At 50.9% G+C, this 21,131-nt stretch carries 18 protein-coding genes and 1 pseudogene; 8 read left to right on the plus strand and 11 right to left on the minus strand.

The features are described 5' to 3' along the window. Positions 1–37: 37 nt before the first annotated feature. Positions 38–457, minus strand: coding sequence for a hypothetical protein (locus BMY01_RS15215; protein ID WP_074748974.1), 420 nt, complete (start codon positions 455–457; stop codon positions 38–40). A gap of 520 nt (positions 458–977) precedes the next feature. Further along, complete coding sequence (locus BMY01_RS15220) at positions 978–1,487, minus strand: DUF2127 domain-containing protein (protein WP_254772780.1); 510 nt, start codon at positions 1,485–1,487, stop codon at positions 978–980. A 357-nt stretch (positions 1,488–1,844) separates the two neighbouring features. On the opposite strand from BMY01_RS15220, the gene BMY01_RS15225 reads away from it, so the two are divergent. Next, positions 1,845–3,293, plus strand: a complete 1,449-nt coding sequence (locus BMY01_RS15225) for a 3'-5' exonuclease family protein (RefSeq protein WP_074748976.1) — start codon at positions 1,845–1,847, stop codon at positions 3,291–3,293. A gap of 172 nt (positions 3,294–3,465) precedes the next feature. Here BMY01_RS15225 and BMY01_RS15230 read toward each other — a convergent pair whose 3' ends face one another. From BMY01_RS15230 to BMY01_RS15240, 3 genes are all read right to left on the minus strand, one after another. Next, positions 3,466–5,904 (minus strand): spermine/spermidine synthase domain-containing protein, encoded by a 2,439-nt coding sequence (locus BMY01_RS15230; RefSeq protein ID WP_081353973.1) that lies wholly within the window; start codon positions 5,902–5,904, stop codon positions 3,466–3,468. 5 nt (positions 5,905–5,909) lie between these two features. After that, positions 5,910–6,623, minus strand: coding sequence for a protein-L-isoaspartate(D-aspartate) O-methyltransferase (locus BMY01_RS15235; protein WP_081353970.1), 714 nt, complete (start codon positions 6,621–6,623; stop codon positions 5,910–5,912). Positions 6,624–6,800: 177 nt separating this feature from the next. After that, positions 6,801–7,277: a hypothetical protein gene (locus BMY01_RS15240; RefSeq protein ID WP_254772781.1), complete on the minus strand. Its 477-nt coding sequence runs from the start codon at positions 7,275–7,277 to the stop codon at positions 6,801–6,803. A 327-nt stretch (positions 7,278–7,604) separates the two neighbouring features. Here BMY01_RS15240 and BMY01_RS15245 point away from each other — a divergent pair, with 327 nt between their 5' ends. Beyond that, the gene (locus tag BMY01_RS15245; RefSeq protein WP_074748978.1) at positions 7,605–8,003 is read left to right on the plus strand and encodes a hypothetical protein; all 399 of its coding nucleotides are present in this window, start codon (positions 7,605–7,607) and stop codon (positions 8,001–8,003) included. A gap of 68 nt (positions 8,004–8,071) precedes the next feature. Beyond that, entirely contained in the window at positions 8,072–8,719 is a 648-nt protein-coding gene (locus BMY01_RS15250) for a hypothetical protein (RefSeq protein WP_074748979.1), read from the plus strand. Between the two features lie 23 nt (positions 8,720–8,742). Here the strand turns inward: BMY01_RS15250 and BMY01_RS15255 are convergent. Continuing rightward, positions 8,743–9,072: pseudogene (locus tag BMY01_RS15255) on the minus strand (IS481 family transposase); the annotation flags it as partial. Between the two features lie 57 nt (positions 9,073–9,129). Here BMY01_RS15255 and BMY01_RS18875 point away from each other — a divergent pair. Beyond that, entirely contained in the window at positions 9,130–9,543 is a 414-nt protein-coding gene (locus BMY01_RS18875; protein ID WP_368086251.1) for a surface-adhesin E family protein, read from the plus strand. 116 nt (positions 9,544–9,659) lie between these two features. Continuing rightward, positions 9,660–10,244: a thermonuclease family protein gene (locus BMY01_RS15265; RefSeq protein WP_254772782.1), complete on the plus strand. Its 585-nt coding sequence runs from the start codon at positions 9,660–9,662 to the stop codon at positions 10,242–10,244. Between the two features lie 82 nt (positions 10,245–10,326). Here BMY01_RS15265 and BMY01_RS15270 read toward each other — a convergent pair whose 3' ends face one another. Together BMY01_RS15270 and BMY01_RS15275 are read right to left on the minus strand one after the other, a co-directional pair. Further along, a complete protein-coding gene (locus BMY01_RS15270) occupies positions 10,327–11,535 on the minus strand; it encodes an efflux RND transporter periplasmic adaptor subunit (protein WP_254772783.1) in 1,209 nt (402 codons plus the stop codon). After that, on the minus strand, positions 11,480–14,662 hold the full coding sequence (locus BMY01_RS15275) for an efflux RND transporter permease subunit (RefSeq protein ID WP_074748983.1): 3,183 nt from the start codon (positions 14,660–14,662) through the stop codon (positions 11,480–11,482). The genes BMY01_RS15270 and BMY01_RS15275 overlap by 56 nt, the downstream gene beginning before the upstream one ends. 654 nt (positions 14,663–15,316) lie before the next feature. Between BMY01_RS15275 and BMY01_RS15280 the strand changes: the two genes are divergently transcribed. After that, positions 15,317–15,610: an EF-hand domain-containing protein gene (locus BMY01_RS15280; protein ID WP_074709224.1), complete on the plus strand. Its 294-nt coding sequence runs from the start codon at positions 15,317–15,319 to the stop codon at positions 15,608–15,610. Between the two features lie 111 nt (positions 15,611–15,721). On the opposite strand, the gene BMY01_RS15285 is transcribed toward BMY01_RS15280, so the two are convergent. Both BMY01_RS15285 and BMY01_RS18660 read right to left on the minus strand, forming a co-directional pair. Then, positions 15,722–17,149, minus strand: a complete 1,428-nt coding sequence (locus BMY01_RS15285) for a TonB-dependent receptor (protein ID WP_081353974.1) — start codon at positions 17,147–17,149, stop codon at positions 15,722–15,724. Positions 17,150–17,686: 537 nt separating this feature from the next. After that, positions 17,687–17,821 carry a hypothetical protein gene (locus BMY01_RS18660; RefSeq protein ID WP_302848435.1) on the minus strand — a complete coding sequence of 45 codons (135 nt, stop codon included), beginning with the start codon at positions 17,819–17,821 and terminating at the stop codon, positions 17,687–17,689. Positions 17,822–17,974: 153 nt separating this feature from the next. Here BMY01_RS18660 and BMY01_RS18475 point away from each other — a divergent pair, with 153 nt between their 5' ends. Together BMY01_RS18475 and BMY01_RS15295 are read left to right on the plus strand one after the other, a co-directional pair. Beyond that, positions 17,975–18,688, plus strand: coding sequence for a DVUA0089 family protein (locus tag BMY01_RS18475; protein ID WP_254772784.1), 714 nt, complete (start codon positions 17,975–17,977; stop codon positions 18,686–18,688). A 340-nt stretch (positions 18,689–19,028) separates the two neighbouring features. After that, on the plus strand, positions 19,029–20,006 hold the full coding sequence (locus BMY01_RS15295) for a polysaccharide pyruvyl transferase family protein (RefSeq protein WP_074748984.1): 978 nt from the start codon (positions 19,029–19,031) through the stop codon (positions 20,004–20,006). On the opposite strand, the gene BMY01_RS15300 is transcribed toward BMY01_RS15295, so the two are convergent. Further along, complete coding sequence (locus BMY01_RS15300) at positions 20,003–21,037, minus strand: glycosyltransferase family 2 protein (protein ID WP_254772786.1); 1,035 nt, start codon at positions 21,035–21,037, stop codon at positions 20,003–20,005. The genes BMY01_RS15295 and BMY01_RS15300 overlap by 4 nt on opposite strands. Positions 21,038–21,131: the final 94 nt, after the last annotated feature.

Raw genomic sequence — 21,131 nt, forward strand, 5'->3', positions numbered from 1 at the left:
TATCGCAGGCTTGACTTGATTCCTATTTCCTTTGGGACTAACGCCACCAGAGTCCACCGACTTTCTGGTCCTTCAGGGCCATGAAAATAAGAACGTCATCATTCCCGTCCTTGAATACCACCTTCCAGACATATACGTCGAATCCCTGCTGATGCAGTGTGGTCAGAAATGTCGTGGTGTAGCCTTGCTTGAGGCGCGAGGCGAGAGATTGGTTGATGCTGCTGAGCATCTCCTTTGTCATCCCGGCTTGAAATGCTTCATCTCCTGACGCTACAAAATCGGCCAATGAGTTAGCCAGAATAGCTGAAACCATGTTTTTCATGGTTGCTTCAATGGGCTGTGGCGCCTGCGCCGATTGCCGCGCTTGCGCTAGCACTGCAGGAGAGATGAATGCAAGAAAAAATATGGTAGAAATGACCAGACGGTTTGCAGGGGATATCAAAAGAGGCAGATGCATAAGATTCTCCATGGAGAAAAATAGAGGAGCATAGAGAGGGCGTGATAGGCGCAGCTTCCTGTAGCCAGTTTCGGGTAGCTGCTGGACGTATTTTCTCTGCCGATTCCCGAGGGCGAGGAGATCTAGGATGAGGCCGTTTCCCTACCCATTTCCACGTGTCGTTCCATGTATTGTTGCCATGAGGAATCTCATCTCCTCATCAGTACTTGGAAGATGGCGTGCAATTTTCCAAAAACAGGTTAAATTCGGGAAACCCGATAATCTGTGCGGAATCCCACTCAACGAGCCTTTCTAACGTTCGTGCCGGTTTTTTGAAATTACCCGCGGAGCAATTGCACGTGTCTCTCATAGTTGGCGCAGGTTGCAACGTTCAATGGAAAGGTTTCAATGGAAAAGTCATGGGCATGGCAGAGTGATACACTGACTGTTCCGACCCTTAAAGCGGTAACACCGGATACGCCCGGGCTGGATTGATGTCCCTGAGCAGGTCCCGCCCTGCGACGCCAAGTTGAAGCAGCTATCAGCTCGATGAGGGCGCATTCGCTATCTTCTTGTCACCTGCGTGGAACAAGTGGTAGAGTATGAAGGCAACAATTGCCAGGTTCAGCGTCAAGGCGCCAAGGCTGAGCCAGGTAACACGCTCATACAATTCGAAAAGCTCAAAAGGCACGTAAATCGCCCCACTTGCAGCTGCGAACCATTGCGCCCAGCGCCTTGCACGCCAAAGCCCATATGCCTCGATGAATCGTGCCAGCGAGTAGACGCCAGCTCCAGCCGCGATCAGCAACAAGCGGGTGTTTGTGAGCTGGTTGGCCAAGTCAATAAAGATGTGGGGATAACGGGAGGCGGGATTCAGATGAGTGTGGACCAGCAGGTGCTCGACCACTTGCTGAATGTCGTGATGTACCAGGGAGAGTAAATCAAACCCCACCAGCAATACCAGGGCACCTTTGCCAGCTTCAAAAACTGCGAATGTGCGTAATGCACCGGATAATTTCATAAGCGATAGTGGAATGTCGTATCGAGCCAAAGTGGCAGCTATCTCACCTTCAATTTACAGCAGTGCAACCTGCCCGGCGAGTTAAGCCTTCAATTTTCAAATCGCGGTAAAATATCTGACTGGCGACCCGGGCTTCAGAGCGGGCTTCAGAGTTCAGGCGGCCGCCACTGGTTTTCGTGCTGGCGCAACCCGAAGGGACGGGACGGATTTGTCCAGCCCATCGTTACTCGCTGCTTACAGAAGCTTGCTCTGTGGCGCGGCTCTGCCTTGCGGTGAAAAAATCCGCTTCCGTCGCTGGCGCGAACAAGTGTTAACAGGTTCTAGTTTCAGCAGTTTTCTCTTCCTGGTCTCGTTGGGCGTTCAGTTCTGACAGCGATCGACAACTCAATGTTTTCCAACCTGCCGCATTTAGTAGTCCTGGATCTCGAAACGACCGGAGATTCACCTTTGCACGACCGTATCACGGAGGTCGCTCTCGTGCGCTTCGAAAACGGAATTGAAACTGATCGCTGGGAAACACTGGTTAATCCAGGAGTCGGTATTCCGCCTTTCATTTCCCGTCTGACCGGCATTACCAATGAAATGGTGAAAGACGCACCTGCATTCGATGAAATCGCTCACAAATTGTATGGTTATATTGAAGGAGCCGTGCTCGCAGCGCATAACGTCCGGTTCGACCATGGTTTCCTCAAGAGTGAATTCAGGCGGCTGGGCGCGGTACTCCGGCAGAAGGTCATGTGTACGGTAAAGCTTTCCCGGCGGCTCTATCCGGAGCATAGAAGTCACGGTCTTGATGCAATCATGCAGCGTCATTCGCTTGTGACCTGCGACCGTCATCGCGCCATGGGGGATGTGAATCTGCTGGTGGCTTATCTCGCGCTGGCCAAACGCGAATTAGGGGAGAAGCGCGTTCTGGATGAAGTTGCCGCCTTGCTGAAAGGGCCGAGCCTGCCTGCCGGCTTGGATGCCGCTTTTCTGGATGAGATTCCGGACAGTGCGGGTGTATATCTCTTCTATGGCGAAAACAATCTGCCGCTCTATATCGGCAAAAGCGTCACTTTGCGCTCCCGTGTCATGTCGCACTTCAGCGGTGATCATTCATCCAGCAAGGCAATGCGTATCGGCCAGCAGGTAAACCGCGTGGAATGGATAGAAACGGCAGGCGAGTTGGGCGCTCTGCTCGTGGAATCGAGTCTGATCAAGGAACGCCAGCCGATCCATAACCGGCGTTTACGTTTGACGCGTACCTTGTTCTCCCTGAGTTTGGCGGGTGGGCCTGATCAAGTTCCCTTGATAAACATCGTAACGGAAGATGACATTGATCCGGCAAGATTCGACCATCTCTTCGGTTTCTTTCGCTCGAAAAAAGCAGCCATCGATACGCTTCGCAAGATCGCCCTCGACAACAGATTGTGCCCGCGCTTGATTGGAGTCGAAGGTGCCAGTGCTCAAGGTGCTGGTACTGGCAACCCGTGCTTTGCCTATCAGATCAAGCGTTGTGATGGGGTCTGTGCCGGCAAGGAATCGGCAGAGCTTCACTATCTGCGTCTCAAACAGGCGCTGATCCCGCTTCGCCTGAGGCCTTGGCCCTATCCCGGCAGAATTGGCTTTCGTGAATTTAATGAAGTTTCCGGCCGCAGCCAACTTCATGTGTTTGACAAGTGGTGCCACCTCGGAACCGTGCAAAACGGCGAAGAGCTTGAAGATCTTTTACAGACGCGCTCATCCCTGAGCTTTGACCTGGATGTATATAATCTCTTGCAGAAGAGCCTGAGGAAGAGCGCGGCAATAATTTCGCTGGAATCTCCGTCTCGCTCTGTTTATCACTCGTTTTAATCTTGCTTCGTTAATTAAAAGAAGAAAGGTCTCAGGAGGATTGTCAGATCTGTCGAAGGGGTGAACGGTATTCAGGATAGGCTCGTAGAGGGCGAATGCATCCAGCATTGCTTGGGAAGGGCGAACAATGCTCAGCCAGCGCAGGTTGCTGAGGTGACAAAGGAGTTCCAGCCTACTCCGCGACTCCCTGCGGAAACCCTCTCAACGCAAGCGCGGCCAAGCTATAGATCGCTACCGCCAACAGGATCACGAAAGCGAAGCCCAGGTGAATAGCCAGTAAAGTGGCAAGTACCGCTCCCACGACGGAGGCGAAACCGTTGATTGCCCAGGCCCAGGGGATCGCCTCGCGTGCAGTGGAAGCTAACCTCATCGTTCCGGTGGGAAAGGGCATGCCCATGCAAAACGCAAGCGGCGCGATCAACGCTACCGAAATAGCGATTTTTGCCGGATCGGATAAATGGATCAGCGTATCAAACAGGCTGGGCAGGATAGCGAGATAGAGCAGTGCAAAGATCCCTATTGCCATTACTGCAATGGTCAGATGTCCACTCCGCTGGAACCGCTTTTGCAAGCGCCCGGCGAGCCAGCTTCCCGCACCGGCAAATACCAGAAATGCGCACAATACGACGGCGACCGCATATAACGGGTGAGCCAGAAACAGTATAAATTTCTGGATGAACGCAATTTCCATGAACATGAAAGCCAGGCCGATGGCAAGGAAGTACAAAGCGACTTTTGCGGGAGGCAGTGCTCGGCGTGCCTTTGAGGCCAGGAGTGGCGCCAGAATGAGAACAACGCTCGCAACGAACGCCTGGATCAGCGTTGCCACCAGCAGTGGATAGCTCCAGTCCAGAAGCGGCATGCCTCCCTGTTCCCGCAGGGCGAGCAGTTCTCGCAGGGAATCCCACTTGAAGAAACGGAAAAAAAAAGGCTGATCGTCGGTGGCAGGCTCGATAAAGAATTTATACCGGTCGATAAAGGTTTGGCGCTCCCCGGCCAGCAACGCAGTTGCTCCCTCGAAGAAATAGGGCTGCGCCAGCACATTGTAGCGATTTGCTTCCTCAGGTCGCATTCCCGGGTAATAGGCGATGTCGAATGAGCGCTCGCGGCAGAATTTCCTGATCGCTTCGATCTCCGCCACCGTGAAATTGCTGTGCTTCACAAGCAGCGTGACTGTTTTCCAGCCCCTTATCATTACAAGGCGCGCTCCTGGATCGTCTACGCCGCTTCGCTCCAGTGCGGTTATCGCTGTCGCGAATAATTTCAGCGCATCCCGCGGTGGCAGGGTCAGCCAGCGCGTAATTGCCAGCACTCCGCCCGGCATTAGTCTTCTCAGATAGGTTTGAAACGCTTCCACGGTATAAAGGTAGCTTTCACTCAAGCCGTAAACACCCGCGGCGGCAACACCAAACGAATCCAGCAGGGCGACCTGAACCAGATCGTAGCGGCTGCGGGTTGCGTTAACAAAGCCGCGCGCTTCCGCCGCGTGTATATGCACCTGGGGCAATGTGTAAATATCTCCCCCAAAGTCATGGAAGCGCTTCTCGACGAGATTGATGACGTTGCGGTCGAGTTCTACTGCATCGATCCTGATCGCGCCATGGTAGAGGGCCTGTAGAACGTCGCTGCCCGCTCCTGCTCCCAACACCAGCACATGGGGGCCTGCGTGAGGCCGTTGCAGCACATGGTAAGGTAGCGCCGAGGTAAGCTGGTCGAGATAGGATAGTGGCTCACGTCGGCCATCAAAGCGCGTCAGCACGGAGGGACCGTCTCCATCCACGAATATGCCCAACTGATCCGGCGGTTCTTCCAGCGCATTAAGGCTCATGCCTGGCGCATAACGGAAAGGAACGCGTGGGCTTTCCACGACCGCAATCTGTCCCAGTGGACTGGAACGTTCCCCGATCACCTGCGCGCCCGTAATATTCAGGGCTTGACTCAAATCCTTGTAAGGGGAAGGATGCACACGGAACCAGTCGGGGGGAATTGCCAGCAATACCAGGAAAGCCAGCCCGAGAAGGGTAATCCCTAGCCACTCGGGTCGTATCCTCATCTCGACTGTAGCGATAGCGGCGGCAAACAGGGCCAGCGCGGCGAGGACGATAAGCAGGTTGTGTGGTGGTATAAGAAACAGCACGCCGATAACACATACACTGCCTATTCCCGCCCCCACAATATCGAAGGCGTAGATACGCCCAGCCTGCTGTCCAAAGTGCGACAGGATGAGGCCGATACCTGTTCCCGCGCAGAAGAAGGGCAGCATCATGAGCAGATAAATGGAGAGCAGGCGCGTCAACTGGAATGGATCCCATAGCAGTTCGAGGGGGTTGAATGGGACTTCCTGCGCCAGTAGAAATGCCGCGGGCATGAGAAAAGCGAGGCTGATGGCCGCCGCGAGATAGATAGGGCCTATGTACCCGGCAATTTTTTCTCGTGAGAGTGTGAGAGCCGTGCCACTCGCTCCGTAGCCCAGCATTGCCGCGCTGATGATCATGTAGGCAAAATGGTGCCACAGCACGATGCTGAACAAGCGCGTAAGTAATACCTCATATGCCAGTACGCAGGCGGAGAGCAGTCCGATGGCAATAAAGGGCGGACGTGGCAAGGACATGATGATCAATGTCCGCCTCTGAGGGGAACGAAACGAACCGGGACAATTTGACGGGTGGTAACTGAACCGTCCGGCTGTTTCTCCACCAACATCAGGTACTGGGTCATGAAAGGTGCGCCCAATGGCACCACCATGCGTCCGCCGGGCTTCAGTTGCTTGAGCAGAGGAGGGGGCACATGACTGGCGGCAGCCGTTACCAGGATGGCATCAAACGGGGCCGCTTCCGGCCAGCCGTAATAACCATCCCCTATGCGGGTCTTGACATTGTCGTAGCCCAGTGATTGCAATCTTCGCGCAGCCTCGTTTCCCAGAGGTTCGATGATTTCAATGGTATAAACCGTTTTCGCGATCTCCGCCAGGACAGCAGCCTGATAACCCGAGCCCGTCCCGATCTCAAGAACCTTGTCGTCTTTCTTGAGCTTCAGCAGCTCGGTCATCCGCGCGACGATGAGGGGTTGCGAGATCGTCTGTCCATGGCCGATCGGGAGTGGATGATTGCGATAAGCAAATATGGAGAGCCAGGCAGGTACGAAGCGATGGCGCTCCACTTTTTCCATTGCCGCTACAACACTTGCTCCGGGAGGGGAATTACCGGATGCGGCAACCACTTCCCTCACCATTTGCTGGCGCAAGGCCTCATATTCCGCAGCTGACAGCGGAATAACACAACCAAAATACATCAATGCGCCGAAAGCGGCCGCCGCAAATTGCCAGTTCATCAATTCATTAAAGCAAATTTGCGGCAACCTGCTGAAATGCGCCGCCTTACTCGTTGCGGCGCATTGCTTGGCTCAGGGTATGTTCAAGATCGGCAGGCGGTCCAAGGGTAAGGTTATCCAAAACTGAAAATCTTACCCTACCGAGGTGGAGGCGTGGGAGTAATCATGGCAATTTCGCTATTGCCCGGGCTGAGGCGCAACTTGCAGCCATCCACCTGGGCAGCTTTTCACGTAAGGATAGTAGCCTTCCGGATTCCGGCAGTAATGCCAGTAGTTTGAGGCTTGAGGCTGGGGCGCCTGCACGACCCCCTGCTGGATATAGACAGGTGGAGCAGCAGGAACCGAGACGACAGGCGCATATCCATAGCCGGATGCATACCCTGCCGGAGGATAGCTGTAGGCAGGCGGATACGAGGGACGAGCAGCATAGGAACTCAAGCCGTAACCCAGCAGGCCCAGCCCCAGACCGATCCCGACTCCATAGCCCCAACCCCCACCTCCGCCGTGTCGATGGTGATGATGTCCATGATGGTGATGCCCATGATGGCCGTGACCATGATGGCCGTGACCATGCCCTCTGCCGGCCCACGCAGGACTCAAGGGAACTGCGATGAGCAGCATGAGTGCAAAGCACCCGAATTTTATTTTTGTCATGAAGATCTCCATTCCAAAGTAGTAATTAACGAAGAGTCGAGCCTCACTATTTCAACCTGCAGAAGGTATAACGCGCCACTTTCGAATCGGTTGTCCTGCCATTACAAAAAATTCACAAAAATTTCACAATATTCTCTCTGACGGTAAACGGACGAGGTAGTATCACGTTATTGGATAGTGCAGGAGGAGCAGCCAGAGTCATTCACCAGATAGCTTGTCTTGCAACACTGTACTTAAGTCCAATAGCTATCACGGCAATACACGAAGATAATCGCCACGAGTGAGATGTGAGTTCAGTTCAAACAATTTCAACAAGAGGAGATGAAGATGCGGATTTTGACAATATTGTTGGCAGCGGCAATTGCGTATGCAACTCCGGTACTGGCACGAAATGGCGGCGGGAAGCACGACGGACATCAGGGAGTTGAATATGCAAACGCCGGAGGAACGGCATCCGAGCATATGGGCCAGCACGGCATGGAGAACTCGAACGCGCAGTGGTCTACTGATGCGGCACGCGGGCAGGATCGTGCCGACTGGAGAAACCAGAATGAGCGGGGGAATGGGCATGGAGCGGACGATGGAGATGCCGGAAAAGGCAAGCGTAAAGGCCCTCATGATCATGGGGGCAGCGACAAGGGCAAGAAGGATAAATCCAGTAAGGGATCCAAGGGTCACAATGGTCACGGAGGCCACAAGGGCCATGGCAAGGATGCGGATTACTAGGAATTGCCCCTAGGCGACGGGAAAGACCAGAAGCAACAGCAGAAAAAGACTTTTTGGAAGGAGATGTGATGTCGAACGAAGCGGTTAACTATTGGAAGTTTGCAACGATTGGAATATTGCTGGTGGGCGCAAGCGTTGCCTCGACTCTGTTCGTCACGGGGCGTGATTCCGATTCCAAGCCTGAGCTCGCGGCTTCTGGAGCTGAGACTGAGGCGGTTTCCCCTGCGGGCGAAACTCCGGTTTCCGAGGCAGAGAAAACGCCTCTTGCTTCAGTCCCCGAACCGGCCCCAATCGCCCAAGCTGCACCTGAGCCTCCAAAACGCCGCAGGATGACGCAATCGAGTCAGAATACCGCAGCTGCGGTTCCGCCTCCCCCGTCCTATGCTCCCCCGGTGGCATATCCCCCGCAGCCGATACGTTCATCCTACCCGTCTCAATCCGTCATGAATGAATGCAATCGCTATGCAAGCGAGCAGGTGAACAGCAAAGCTGAAGAAGTGCTCAAGAATGCAGCGCTCGGCGCAGCGCTAGGAGCGGCTGTAGGCGCTGCAGGTGGAGCAATCGCCGGCGGTGGAAAAGGTGCCGGCAAGGGCGCTGCGATTGGTAGTATAACAGGCGTTGCTGGCGGAACTCTTTATGGTCTCAACGAGACCAAATCCCATGATGGACAGTATCAGGCTGCCTATTCTTCCTGCATGCGTGCCAAGGGGTATTAAGGCCTGAATTGCAATCGTTAAACGAATGCTTCAAGAATGCCGTTGGTCGCCGGATGATTTGCCCTGGTTTGTGAGTGCTCGATGTCGTTGATCGCAAGGTAGAGCTGGTAATCGTGGGTTCGGGCTGCCCGCAGTACTCAATACTCCGGTCTGCTCGGCAAAGAAAGGTGGCACTGGTCGTTGAGCAGATCGGCAGCTGTAATGGATATCCTGCTGGTATGGAGCTTGGCCGAGTTTGGCTTGGGCCACTTGGAGTAGGTATCGATGAAGGTCTGCTGATAGAATCTGCTAACGCCCTTGATCGTGCCTGCATAAAAAGTGTCCTGACTGTCAAGATAGCCAGGGTGAGCTGAATTAAACCAGAATAACAAGACGTGCGAAGTGGCATGCGCCACACTCAATTGATGACGATGTATTTATTTGGACTGGTTTTGTTAGTTATTTCTGTTTCTTTCCCTCTGGTTTCACAAGGCCAGGATAATACGCTGAACAACCCTCACCCAGGGCCAGGATGGAAAGTTGTGGCGACGACTGACAAGGAGGTCTTTTTTGTCCATATGCCGAGCATCAGGAGGCACGGCAATACTGTGGATGTTTGGGAAATGTCCGACTTCCCTAATACCAGGACTCCCTCCAAGTCGACCAAGTTTCAATATAGGTACAATTGCAAAAATAGATCCTATTACACCCGGCAAAGCACGCACTATTCGCAGTATGGAGGCAGGGGAGATATTATGTCCTCCTCAATAGAGGAAGGGCCAGTAACGAAAGTGATAGCCGGCACTATAGGGGAGACACTGCTGGAGCTGGTGTGTAAGAAGTAGTGTCCTCCTAAGAGGCTATATGGAGTATCAGGGGAATTCGATAAACCTGCTCCAAGATGAACTTATAGGAAGTGCAGCTTTTTGTAAGTGAGTTGCGCTTGAAAGGACACGCCGCGATGAAGAAAAAACTTGTTCTCATTCTTGCGGCACTACTCCTCCCTGTTGAAAGAATGTATCTGCAGCTCAAGCAACCTCCCTTCAAAGCAAGGATGGCCTCGGCGATCATTGCGCTCTCAACCCTTGTTGCCTTACCTCTTTCAGCCGCTGACTCTGCCGATGAAATAATACGGGCAAAAGCGGTCAGTATTGTTGATGGTGATTCGGTCAGCGTTGTTATAAATCAGGAGCTGGTAAGGGTGCGCTTGGCAGGGGTAGACGCCCCGGAAGGAAATCAGCCATTTGCTATTGATTCCAGGCAATCCCTCCATGACTTATGCTTCTGGGTAGAAGCAGAGCTGAGTTCGATAAGCAAGGATTACTACGGGCGCATGTTGGCAAAGGTTAAGTGTAATGGAGTGAATGTTAACGCCGAGCAGGTGCGGCGAGGAATGGCATGGGTAGCAGACCAGTCGGTGGAGGATAGAGAACTCGTTCAGCTTCAGGAAGAAGCGCAAGCTGCAAAGCGAGGATTATGGTCATATGACTCCCCCATACCACCCTGGGAATGGCATTCGCGGGGATGGCATTCCCAGCGGAGCTGATCTGGTCCTCAATGAAAAAATGAGGATATAAGAAAGAAGAAAGGTCAGGAAACGTATCATCCGCTGCCGCACACTTTCATCATCAGTTTCGTGAAGAAATACTACTGATACGAACCCTGTCTCCGTTTGAAATTCCATCCGGTGGATTTTCGATAATACGATCGTCAGACCTCAAACCTGCGCCGAGTTCGACGAGTTTGCCCAGGTCACGCATGATCATGACAGGTTTCAGTACAACCCTGTCATCAAGATCAATCGTTGCCACACTTAAACCTGCCTTGTTGAATATCAGAGCACTTGCCGGTACGCTCATCGTAGGTCTGTTATTAGGCAACTTGAAATTCACATTTGTAAATCCGCCTGGAAGTAACTCTCCCCTCGCATTGTCGATCTGGATTTGTATCTGGGTTGCACCGGACACATTATTGACAGCTTGTGCCGATGCAACAACAGCAGCAGTATAGGTCTTGCCTGGATGTTCCGGTACAGTGATAGTTACCGTGGTGCCGGGGGAGATGTCGGGTACGTAAACCTGCGGCACATTGACATATACACGCAACATTCTTGTGTTTGATACCTCGAAAAGCTCTTGCCCTGCTCCACTGCCGCTGTTTATGAGTGCACCGATGTCTGTTAGACGGGCAGTGATGAGCCCATCAAAAGGCGCAGTGATACGGGCAAAAGATTTCAATGCCTGCAGGCGATCCACATTTGCACGAGCAGCATTAACCAATGCTTGCTTTGTCATGAAATCACCCGTTTTTTCCGCGACTGCCTGCTTTGAAACATAGCCGGAATTCAATAACGCTTCCCATCGTTCCGCAGTAGTCTTTGCAAGCGATGCGGTCGCCTCTGAACTGGCAAGATCAGCCTTTGCTTGTAACAACTGCTGATCGAGATCTGGCGTCTCGATCTCGGCGAGCAATTGCCCGGCCTTCACCTGAGTTCCGATATCCGCTTTCCAGCTTTTCAGATAGCCATTTACGCGCGCATATAGGATTGCGCGGGAATATGGCTGCAGACGACCCGGTAAATCAAGGGAGATAATATTTTCCTGTATGCCGGGTGTAATGACTGCGACAACGGGAATTGCCTGTTCGCTCGTCCAGTTGCGCAGCTGCTTGCTTGCAGAGGCACGACTAATAAGACCAATTGTAACTGTAGCAACGAGGATGATTATCGCAGCTGTACCAAAAACAAGGAGTCGTCGAGTTGAGATTCGGGACTCGGAAGAGTCAGGTAGCATCGGCTTTTGGGGCGTCGAAGGTGGCAGATATGCGTTTCTTGGCATGCCGTTCATGTATAACGCTAAAAACGACAGGAATGAAAATCAACGTTGCAACTGTGGCAAAAACCAGGCCTCCAATCACAGCCTGGCCCAGCGGGGCATTCTGCTCACCGCCCTCGCCGAGGCCTAACGCCATGGGCAGCATTCCTATGACCATTGCAAGAGCGGTCATCAGGACCGGCCGACAACGCACGACGCCGGCTTCCAGCGCAGCTGCGGTAGCGTCTCCAATCACATCTAACCGTTCCCGTGCGAAACTGATCATCAGCACGCTATTCGCGGTTGCTACACCCATGCACATGATTGCGCCGGTTAAGGCTGGCACCGAGATTGGAGTATGCGTAATGAACAGCATCCATACGATTCCAGCGAGCGCAGCAGGCAATGCGGTGATGATAACGAATGGATCAGTCCAGGACTGGAAGTTCACAACGATCAGTAGATAGATAAATACGATTGCGCCAAGCAAACCAAACAACAATCCGGAGAAGGCACTTTCCATGGTTTTTACTTGGCCAAGCAGTAAGATTCTTGACCCTTTTGGCACTTCACCTGCAGTATCGGCAAGGATGCGACGAAGGTCACTTGCCACCGCCCCGAGATCTCTTCCTTGCGTCGTCGCATGGATTTGCACCATCGGTTGAATATCATATTGGCTGACCAATGCATTACCGCTGGTACGTGTGAAACTCGCAAGTCCGCCAAGCACTTGTGAATTGCCGTCATTACCTCCGATCGGAATGTCTGCAAGAGCGGCGAGTGTGTCGAGGCGATACTGCGGTGTTTGCATCACTATCGGATATTGCACGCCGTTCTGGGGATTTAGCCAAAAGGTGGGTGCAACTTGACTGCTGCCAGCGAGATTGGCCACCAAACTATTCGTGACATCACGCATGGTTATTCCCATTTCTTGTGCACGGGTTCGGTCAACGTCCACGTTAAAAACAGGTCTTCTACGGGACTGCTGGATACGAACATCCACAACGCCGGAAATCGCCCTGATCTTGGGCAGCAACGATCCGGCATAGTCAAAATTTGCTTCCAGGTTGGCGCCGCGGATCTGCAGTTCGATTGGCGCAGGCGAACCGAAATTCAGGATTTGGCTTACGATATCAGCCGGGGGAAATGAAAATGCCACCCCTGGAAACTGGCGCGGCAACTCTTCGCGCAGCTGGCGCACATAATCTTCAGTACGTTGATGGCCTGGATTCAGCGCAATCTGGATATCCCCATCCTGAGTACCCATCACCCCCGTGTTGTTGTAAGTCAAGTTGATGCTACTCGGAGGAAGACCGATATTGTCCACCATTACGTCGATTTCATCGGGTGGAATGATTTTCCGGATGGATTTCTGAATCTGGGCAAATTGATTGGCGCTCTCCTCCACACGGGTGCCAACCGGGGTACGCACATGCATCAGAATCTGGCCGCTGTCCACTGTGGGAAAGAAATTTTCCCCTAAAAAGGGTAACAACAAAAAAGAAGCAAGCACGAATACGAGAAATCCACCTATGAACGGGTACCGGTGTGCCAGCGTAAATTCCAGATATTCACGGTAACGGGCTCGAAAATGTTCAAAGCGTGCTTCGAAGCGGCGCTGAAAATGGACTAGCGGGTTGCGTGATGATTGACTCTCATCCCTGGATGAATGCGGATGCAATAAATACTTGGACATGGTTGGGACAAGAGTACGAGAGAGAATGAAAGACCACGCAACTGAAAACATGACTGCCATTGCCATTGGTACGAATAGAAAGCGCGCAACTCCTTCCAGAAAGAACATCGGCACAAAAACGATACAGATACACAACAAGGACACGAAAGCCGGTGTTGCGATTTGCGCAGCTCCATCCATGATCGCTTCCTCAACTTCCTTCCCCTGTTCCAAATGCAGATTGATACTCTCGATGGTCACAGTTGCATCATCGACAAGTATGCCAACAGCAAGAGCAAGTCCGCCAAGCGTCATGATGTTGATCGTTTCCCCCAAGGCTGCAAGGCAGATGATGGCTCCGAGAATGGATAAGGGAATCGATACCGCCACGATTACCGTTGACCGCCAGCTGCCGAGAAACAACAGTATCATGATGCTTGTCAATAAAGCCGCGATACCCCCTTCCAGCACGACGCCATTGATTGCTGCCCGCACAAAAAACGATTGGTCATTGATGGGCTTGATCTCGAGATTTTCCGGCAGAGCAGGTTTTATTTCATCCAACTTGGCGCGGATGCCAGCAACGATGGCAAGTGTGGAGGTCATGCCGTTTTTCAATATGGTCATTACCACCGAGCGCGTGCCATCGACATGCACGATATTGGTCTGCGGCGCATTGCCGTCACGAATATGCGCCACATCACGGATATAGATTGTTGCGTTGTTGACAACCTTGATGGGGAGATTACCGAGATCCTCGATTGCAGTGGCCACATTGTTCAGTTGAAGCGTGTACTCAAATGCATCTATTTTCTGTGTACCTATGGGTGTAACCAGGTTTTGTGCGGCAAGGGCGTTTCCCACATCCTGTGCGCTTAACCCGCGTGCTTGTAGTGCTTCCTGATCGAGATCGATCTGTATCTGCCGGGTTTTTCCACCATATGGAAACGGAATCGCAGCACCGGGTACGGTCACCAGCCGCAAGCGGATGGTGTTCAGGGCAAGATCAGCGAGAGCCTGCTCGGACATGCCCTTGCCAGATAGCGCGAGCTGAAGGATGGGGACTGTCGCGGCGTTATAGTTGAGAATCAGTGGAGGCGTTGTTCCCTGTGGCATCTGCCGCACCACGGTTTGCGAGATCGCTGTAACCTGGGCATTGGCGACTGCTATGTCTACGCCAGGCTGAAAAAAGATTTTGACAATTCCAGAACCCACATAAGAATTCGCTTCGATATGCTCGATGTCATTGACTGTCGTCGTCAATGAACGCTGAAACAGCGTAGTAATACGTCCCGCCATCTCGTCCGGGGGCAAGCCAGTGTATTGCCATACAACCGCAATTACTGGAATACGAATATCCGGGAAGATATCGGTTGGAGTCCGAAAAACTGTAAGGGGGCCCAGAATCAGGAGGAGAAGTGCCAGTACGATGAATGTATACGGGCGCCGCAAGGCAACCCGGACAATCTCAATCACGAGATTCTTTCTATCGAAGCAAGCTTCCCAAAAGGAAGAGTGTCAGGAATCATAGACGAGTAGATAATTTTCTTGAGAAACGAGTTACCGGTATCAGGAATTTTTCCAGGCCCGTTAAGCACGGGATAGGTGGTAAGGCTCAATGCGGCACCGTTAAAAATGCAGTAGTTCGGATTTAATCTGCCAGTAGAGCCTTGCCAAAAGCGGGGTTACCAGTTCAATAGAGGTTTGCGAATCTTTATCAAATTGAGCGCTGAAAACGCAAAAGAATAGCCCCCATGAGTAGTTTTCAACAAAACGTTATCAAGCACAAGGCAGATCTACTTAATCTTGCAGCGAGTTTGGCAATGTATCGCACGCCTGCAAGGTGAAAGTTTTTCTCACGATGCCTTTTAGTGCCACCTATCGATGATGGAATCAGGAGGTATTGACGCCCTGATTGATCCCCCTGATTGACGCAATCACAAAAAAACTAATCCCAAATCTTATTGCGATATTTTGATTTATAATTTTTGTGGCCGGTATTGGATGATCTGGTCGATAAATCATGCTATTACGGGCTGGCACGACGATCTTATACCTCATTGAGGAAATATTATTTTCCTTATAAAGCTCATTAAGGGACTATTGGAAATTAACCGAGGAGATATCAGCATGATCCAAAAACGAAAAATGAGATCTATTATTGCAATCGTTCCTTTTTTAATTGGCATGACTGGTTTCGCAACCAGTGCGGCAGGTGGAGATGAGGGAGACAATCCTTCTGTAATGAAAAAAGAACAAGACGGTAGTGTCAGTAAAGCAGAATTCATGAAACACCACGAGTGGATGTTTGACCAGAACGACAAAGACAAAAATGGTAAGCTTGATCCAGATGAAATGAAAAACCTGCACAAAATGGTGAGTAAAATGCATGGGCGGCATGAGCACTCTGGGCATAAAAACTAGCCAGCAGCGTATCCGTAATTTATTCAAAGCCTTGGTCGATATCTCTTACGCTGTCGACCAAGGCCTAGGCATCGCGTGATTGGCGGGCTGAGCGCATAAAGGTTTCTTTTTTTAATAATTAAACCTCAACTGCACGAAGTAGGTTCGCTGGGGAAAAGGATGGAATATCCAGTATTTGTCATTGTTGACATTATTAATCCCCCCAATCGCGGTCACTTGCTTCGTAATTTTGTATCTTGCGACCAGATCGGCGACGAGATAACTCGTCAATCCCGTGTAGGCAAAACCATTGGTATCCGTGTTGTTCAATTGACCGAACTGGCCGCTGCTGTAGCGAACATTCACTGAAGCACTGAAATTTTCATTAGCTCGATAGGTGACTACGGCGTTTGCCCGCCAGGTAGGGAGTCGGGGCTGATGCTTTCCGGTCGATGGTACCGCGGCGTTGGGATTGGTTGCGGTAGGGCCTAAGGCTGCTGCTGCCGCGTCCGCCGCTCGATTATCCTCTATTCTGGAATCCACCCAGGTGAGATTGCCAAGAATATCCAGTCCTTTAATCACCGCATCAGTTTTTTCCCCGGAAACTTCGACGCCATAAGTATCGATTTCTCCGACGTTCGATATAAAAGTAGATTGAACAGTTTGATTGGTAAGCGGATTGGTGATTAACCCGGTCTGGGAAAAAATGGCATTTTTGACGCGCTCCTGAAACAGGCTCACGCGAAACCTTCCCTTGTCCACAAAGTACTCGCCGGACAATTCCGAGGCTAATGCCTCTTCAGGCTTCAAGTTCGGATTTCCATTAACGGATATGGCCGTAGCCCCAGTACCGACTGTAGTGGTCTGGAACAATTCCGTGGCAGTTGCGTAACGATAAGCCTGTCCGATTGCGGCACCAATTCTGATTTGTTGCATCGGAGTCCAGGTCAATTTCGCCTTGGGCGAAAAGTTGACAGAGCTTTTATCAGCCTGGTTTACCGTCTGGAGCGAACCTGCCACTGTAGTCGTGTTTACCCCATCGTAGGCGTGCCAGGATTCCAGGCGCCCACCTATAGTAAAGTTCCAGTTCTCGTGGAAATCCCAGGCATCCTGAATCCAGTAACCTTCGGTCTGGGTCTTTCCGGTGGAATTTGTGAAAATACTTTGACCACCGCCGCTTTGCCAATCGCCGGTATTGAATACGGGATTCTTCAGCGTATATAAATCATGGTGAAAACCGAAGCTGATTTCATGATAACCAAGAAGATCGGTTCTCGGCCTCCAAATACCTTTTGCATCCACCGTGTGCCAACCAGAGCCGGTCAAGCTCGTGATCCTGCCAGGTGCATTGCCGCCAAACGCGAGAGTGGGATCAACTGTGGGTGCCCGAACCGTATCCTTGCCAAAATCAATCACGCTGCCGGTCAACTCCCAATCAAAAACTCCCCCAGTATTGGATCGAAGATTGATTCCGTGCGACCAGGTTCTCTGATCAGTCTGGTTTCCGGCGAAAGTGGGACTATTGTTTATTGTTGTCTTCTGGCGGTAGCGCCGGCTCATCGGCTGCTGCGACAAAGGATATGCCGGCTCCGCAAGCCAGAGCAAAAAGGGTGAGTCTTCGCTGGATATTCAATTTATATTTGCTTAACTAGCAGCCTTTTCTAGGCTTTGCCGCAACTTTTTCCAGTCTGTTCGTGAGGGGGGAAGCTGTGATTCGCTAGAGTGGGTCTTATTTTCAGATATGCGGATAACTTCTCTTTCGAGCAATACCTTTCAGTAAATCGAGCGCGAGAGTAACCCATTTTGGTTACTGCAGGAATGCGACAAATTGTCGCAGCCTACGGATGTCGCCAGTTCTACTGAGAGTGCAGCTACTGCAAGCGCAGCTACACGCCAATCTACTGCGTGTTCTGTTCCTCTTGTTCTCTGAGGTTGCTAATTCCTCTTGTTTTTCTCCAGTCTTGTAAATATAATAAGAATCATTATCATTATCATTTCTTCTTAAGGGAGACACAGGTTATCCGTTACCGCTGGTTACTCCTTCTTCCAGCGGTCTTTTAGCCAGCCAGCCCCGCCCGCGGCAAGCCAGCCATATTTTTATTCAGAAAGCCGCCCGTTATTCGGGCGAGCTTCATATTGTTTAATTAAAAGATATTCCTGAGATCCACCTTCATCGCGCAATCGGTCGCCCAGATTATCGAGCCCCTGTGAATCAAACAGTGATGACTGCATATTTGCTCCAAGAAAGTCCTGGAAATTCCGGGACTGAAAGAAGAATTTAATAACTCAAAGGGAAGGTGATATCTGCGAATCGAGTTGGATCAAAGAATGCCGCGATAAAAATAGATGAACTTCAAAAATTAATAACCTGATTGGAGATAACAAATGAAGTTGAATACGATCCATTTCAAAAAAATAGCCGTTTCCGTGCCATTACTTACATTGGCTCTTCTCGCCAATCCAGTACACGCCGTTGACTGGACTGAGATCGGTGATGCAGGGCAACTGGTGAGTACGGCACAAATGCCGACAGGTGATGAAGGCCGGCTGAGAAACATCTACGGAACCATTTCGACCAATAATGATGTGGATCTGTTCAGAATCTACATTTCCAATCCCACTACATTCTCTGCGGGTGTCAGCTCTACCAGTGGCAACCTTGATTCGGGACTCATCCTGTTTAACGAGGGAGGGTATGCGCTATATGGAAATGATGATGCCATGCTTGGTATGCATACCTCAAGCTTGCCGGCAGGTCACATGAATGGGCCGCAGGGACCGGGCTGGTATAATCTGGCAATATTTGCCCTTGGCACGCCACCCGTCGGCGGCGATGGCTTTACGCCCGACCACTATATGTTTCCCAATGTAAGCTCTCCTTATACCCAGATCCTTACCGCGACAGGGCCTGGAGGAGCATCGCCCCTGACGGGATGGGCACAATTAGAGGATACGGTTGCGCTCAACGGGGATTACCGCATAAGACTTTCAGGAGTAACGGTCTCCCCGGTTCCCGAACCGGAAACCTATGCCATGCTGCTTGCTGGTCTGGGATTGATGGGAACGATGGTTCGGCGGAGAAAAGGATTTATTGGTTAACAGACTGATTTCCTATTTTGAATCCCGGAGATCCAGCTTATATAAGTGAATCCGGGGAATTGGCAATCTTCTGCTGGAAACCTTGTGGATAGCGTATTTCCATCCACAAGGTTTTTCATTTGGAAGGGCTGTAATGACTCCACTGCAACTACTACGCCATTATATCAAGCTAGGTATTCGAGCTTGCCTATGGCAAGAGAGTTTGCAGATTTCATCCTTGGTAAACTCCAAAGACGGTAGGTGTAATGAAGTAGATCGGAACAGGGTATGAGCCAGAAGCAGGAAGAATCAGTTAATATCAGGACAGGAGCAACGACTCTAATCGATAAAGCAAAGAATAATGAAATCCCATGCCGAATTAATGTGCTCGCTGGCTGATAAGCATGATGTCCTCATTTCCCTGATTGGAGCAGCTCCAGTTCACTATGTTGATATGCCTGTTCATAGAAATATCGGTGATCTGCTAATCATGCTGGGTACGCTCCATTTCTTCAAGCTTCATAAATTGAAGATAAGTCTCAAGTCAGCATATTTTTCATACCGGTCGAGTTGGGCAAGGGCAGGGGACGTGATTGTATTCCAAGGAGGAGGTAATTTTGGCGACCTTTACGAAGGGCCGCAGCAGGCGCGTCAATATGTAATTGAAAAGCTGTCAGGAAACAGAATAATCATCCTGCCTCAAACCATCCACTTTCGTTCCCAAGATGCATATATAGAATGCTGCAAGATTTTCTCTATGCATCCTGACCTTCATATTTGTGTCAGAGACCGTAAATCGTTGGAATTGGCGCTTCCCATGTCGCGGAACGTTTATCTTCTCCCCGACATGGCGCACCAGTTATGGCCGATACAGCGATCCTGTTCTTTGGAAAAACATCATCTCGCGCTCTTGAGAGCTGATGCCGAGTCCGCAGGCGCAAATGTGACAAATTTCGACGTGCGCACTGACTGGCGGGAGTTGGTTGGGTGCAGAAATACGTGGATCCGGATGATAAGGGGTGTGCTGAGGGCATTACACATAACCCATCTTGACCGAAGACTTTTGTTCAATGAGGTAGATCTTTGGGTCAAGTATTCGACGAAACTTGTAGGAGAAGCTATTGATCTTTTCAGCAGATTTGAAGTGATAACGACTGACAGGCTGCATGCTCACATTTTGTCTTGTCTGATGGGAATTCCAAATACGATCCTGAATAACTCCTATGGCAAAAATTGCTCTTACGTCAGCGAGTGGACCGGCTCGAGCAATATTGTGAATTTTTCAAGCGAAAAAGGTATACCAGCACCCCACGATTACTGCTTAGCTCCCAATATTTAAGGTTGAGGGGTTGGCGATACCAGAGTCGGTAGTTGCAGGTCGCGAGGCGCAGTACCCTCTATCATTTGCATTGAGTGCGTGGACCGGTCAAAGTCTATTCTCCGCTTTAGGGTTTGAGTACGTATTTCCCGCAAAGAATCAGTGCCTTCTACGGTAATTTTTTCCTCCTGTTCGGAAGCAATATCTGCAAAGGAGGCGAGAGGGTGCAAAAAACTTATCTCCATTTGCAACTCTCTATAACCGGCTTCCCGTAACTCATCAAAACTTTTTTCATAAGGGGGATTTAACGTATCGCTATACTGGGAGGCAATGCCAGCCATGAGTTCGTTTGTAAGACTTGTCGCCTCCATAATTCTATGTATCTCGTCCCAGTGGGAGCCGTTCTTGCCGCGGCGGTCCCTCCCCATGCGCTGATATGACTCCACCCCGTACAGAATCTTGTCCCGCAATTGCTGCTTTGTTCTAATTGGCAAATGATAAATAGGGAAACTGTCTCTCGCTGGAAATTTTACCTTCGATGACCTTGTTCCCAAGAAGAGTGCATGATTGCCTTGAGCGATAAAATAATCAGTCGGAAAAATACGGTTAGGCTGAAATGCTATTTTTGGGTGACGGGACGCTTTGGGTGGTTTCAGGAAAACCCGGTTGACAACCTCACCACTTTCCATATCCAGGGGTACCAGATTGAGCCATGGCATGGAAATGACAGGAAAGGAGTCGAGCCCGGACAGTTTGTGATCAAACTCCTCCTTTGATTTAAACGGCAGAAACTCATCCGCATCCAGAAAGAAAACCCATCCCGACATCTTCTGATCCACAAGGTTTTTTGCTACCCAGGTCATCAACTCAGATTGGTAATAGCCAGGTTCATCAAAAAAATAACATTCAATATTCGGGTATTTTTCCGACAGCAATTTTATGTATTCCCTTGAACCATCAGATGAAAGATGATCCACCAGAATAATTCGATCGAATAAAGACAGAACATGCGCACAGAACGTCTCCAGGATGGTTTTTTCATTCCTGATCATAGTGACGAGCGTTGTTTTGTTTCTCGGAGGATCCCCAGCTTGACCTTCAGTTCCAAGCAAGGGAGTAGCCCATAGCAGCTTCCAGCGGGCGATG

Source organism: Nitrosospira multiformis, assembly GCF_900110185.1.
GTDB lineage: Bacteria > Pseudomonadota > Gammaproteobacteria > Burkholderiales > Nitrosomonadaceae > Nitrosospira > Nitrosospira multiformis_A.

What these genes read in the sequence shown, in the direction of transcription:
- BMY01_RS15235 (WP_081353970.1), bottom strand. Translation starts at nt 6,623, where the DNA reads ATGAACTGGCAATTTGCGGCGGCCGCTTTCGGCGCATTGATGTATTTT.
- BMY01_RS18475 (WP_254772784.1), top strand. Translation starts at nt 17,975, where the DNA reads ATGAAGTTGAATACGATCCATTTCAAAAAAATAGCCGTTTCCGTGCCA.
- BMY01_RS15280 (WP_074709224.1), top strand. Translation starts at nt 15,317, where the DNA reads ATGATCCAAAAACGAAAAATGAGATCTATTATTGCAATCGTTCCTTTT.
- BMY01_RS15285 (WP_081353974.1), bottom strand. Translation starts at nt 17,149, where the DNA reads ATGAGCCGGCGCTACCGCCAGAAGACAACAATAAACAATAGTCCCACT.
- BMY01_RS15215 (WP_074748974.1), bottom strand. Translation starts at nt 457, where the DNA reads ATGCATCTGCCTCTTTTGATATCCCCTGCAAACCGTCTGGTCATTTCT.
- BMY01_RS18660 (WP_302848435.1), bottom strand. Translation starts at nt 17,821, where the DNA reads ATGCAGTCATCACTGTTTGATTCACAGGGGCTCGATAATCTGGGCGAC.
- BMY01_RS15245 (WP_074748978.1), top strand. Translation starts at nt 7,605, where the DNA reads ATGCGGATTTTGACAATATTGTTGGCAGCGGCAATTGCGTATGCAACT.
- BMY01_RS15265 (WP_254772782.1), top strand. Translation starts at nt 9,660, where the DNA reads ATGAAGAAAAAACTTGTTCTCATTCTTGCGGCACTACTCCTCCCTGTT.
- BMY01_RS15295 (WP_074748984.1), top strand. Translation starts at nt 19,029, where the DNA reads ATGAAATCCCATGCCGAATTAATGTGCTCGCTGGCTGATAAGCATGAT.
- BMY01_RS15240 (WP_254772781.1), bottom strand. Translation starts at nt 7,277, where the DNA reads ATGACAAAAATAAAATTCGGGTGCTTTGCACTCATGCTGCTCATCGCA.
- BMY01_RS15270 (WP_254772783.1), bottom strand. Translation starts at nt 11,535, where the DNA reads ATGCCAAGAAACGCATATCTGCCACCTTCGACGCCCCAAAAGCCGATG.
- BMY01_RS15250 (WP_074748979.1), top strand. Translation starts at nt 8,072, where the DNA reads ATGTCGAACGAAGCGGTTAACTATTGGAAGTTTGCAACGATTGGAATA.
- BMY01_RS15230 (WP_081353973.1), bottom strand. Translation starts at nt 5,904, where the DNA reads ATGTCCTTGCCACGTCCGCCCTTTATTGCCATCGGACTGCTCTCCGCC.
- BMY01_RS15300 (WP_254772786.1), bottom strand. Translation starts at nt 21,037, where the DNA reads ATGATCAGGAATGAAAAAACCATCCTGGAGACGTTCTGTGCGCATGTT.
- BMY01_RS15225 (WP_074748976.1), top strand. Translation starts at nt 1,845, where the DNA reads ATGTTTTCCAACCTGCCGCATTTAGTAGTCCTGGATCTCGAAACGACC.
- BMY01_RS18875 (WP_368086251.1), top strand. Translation starts at nt 9,130, where the DNA reads ATGTATTTATTTGGACTGGTTTTGTTAGTTATTTCTGTTTCTTTCCCT.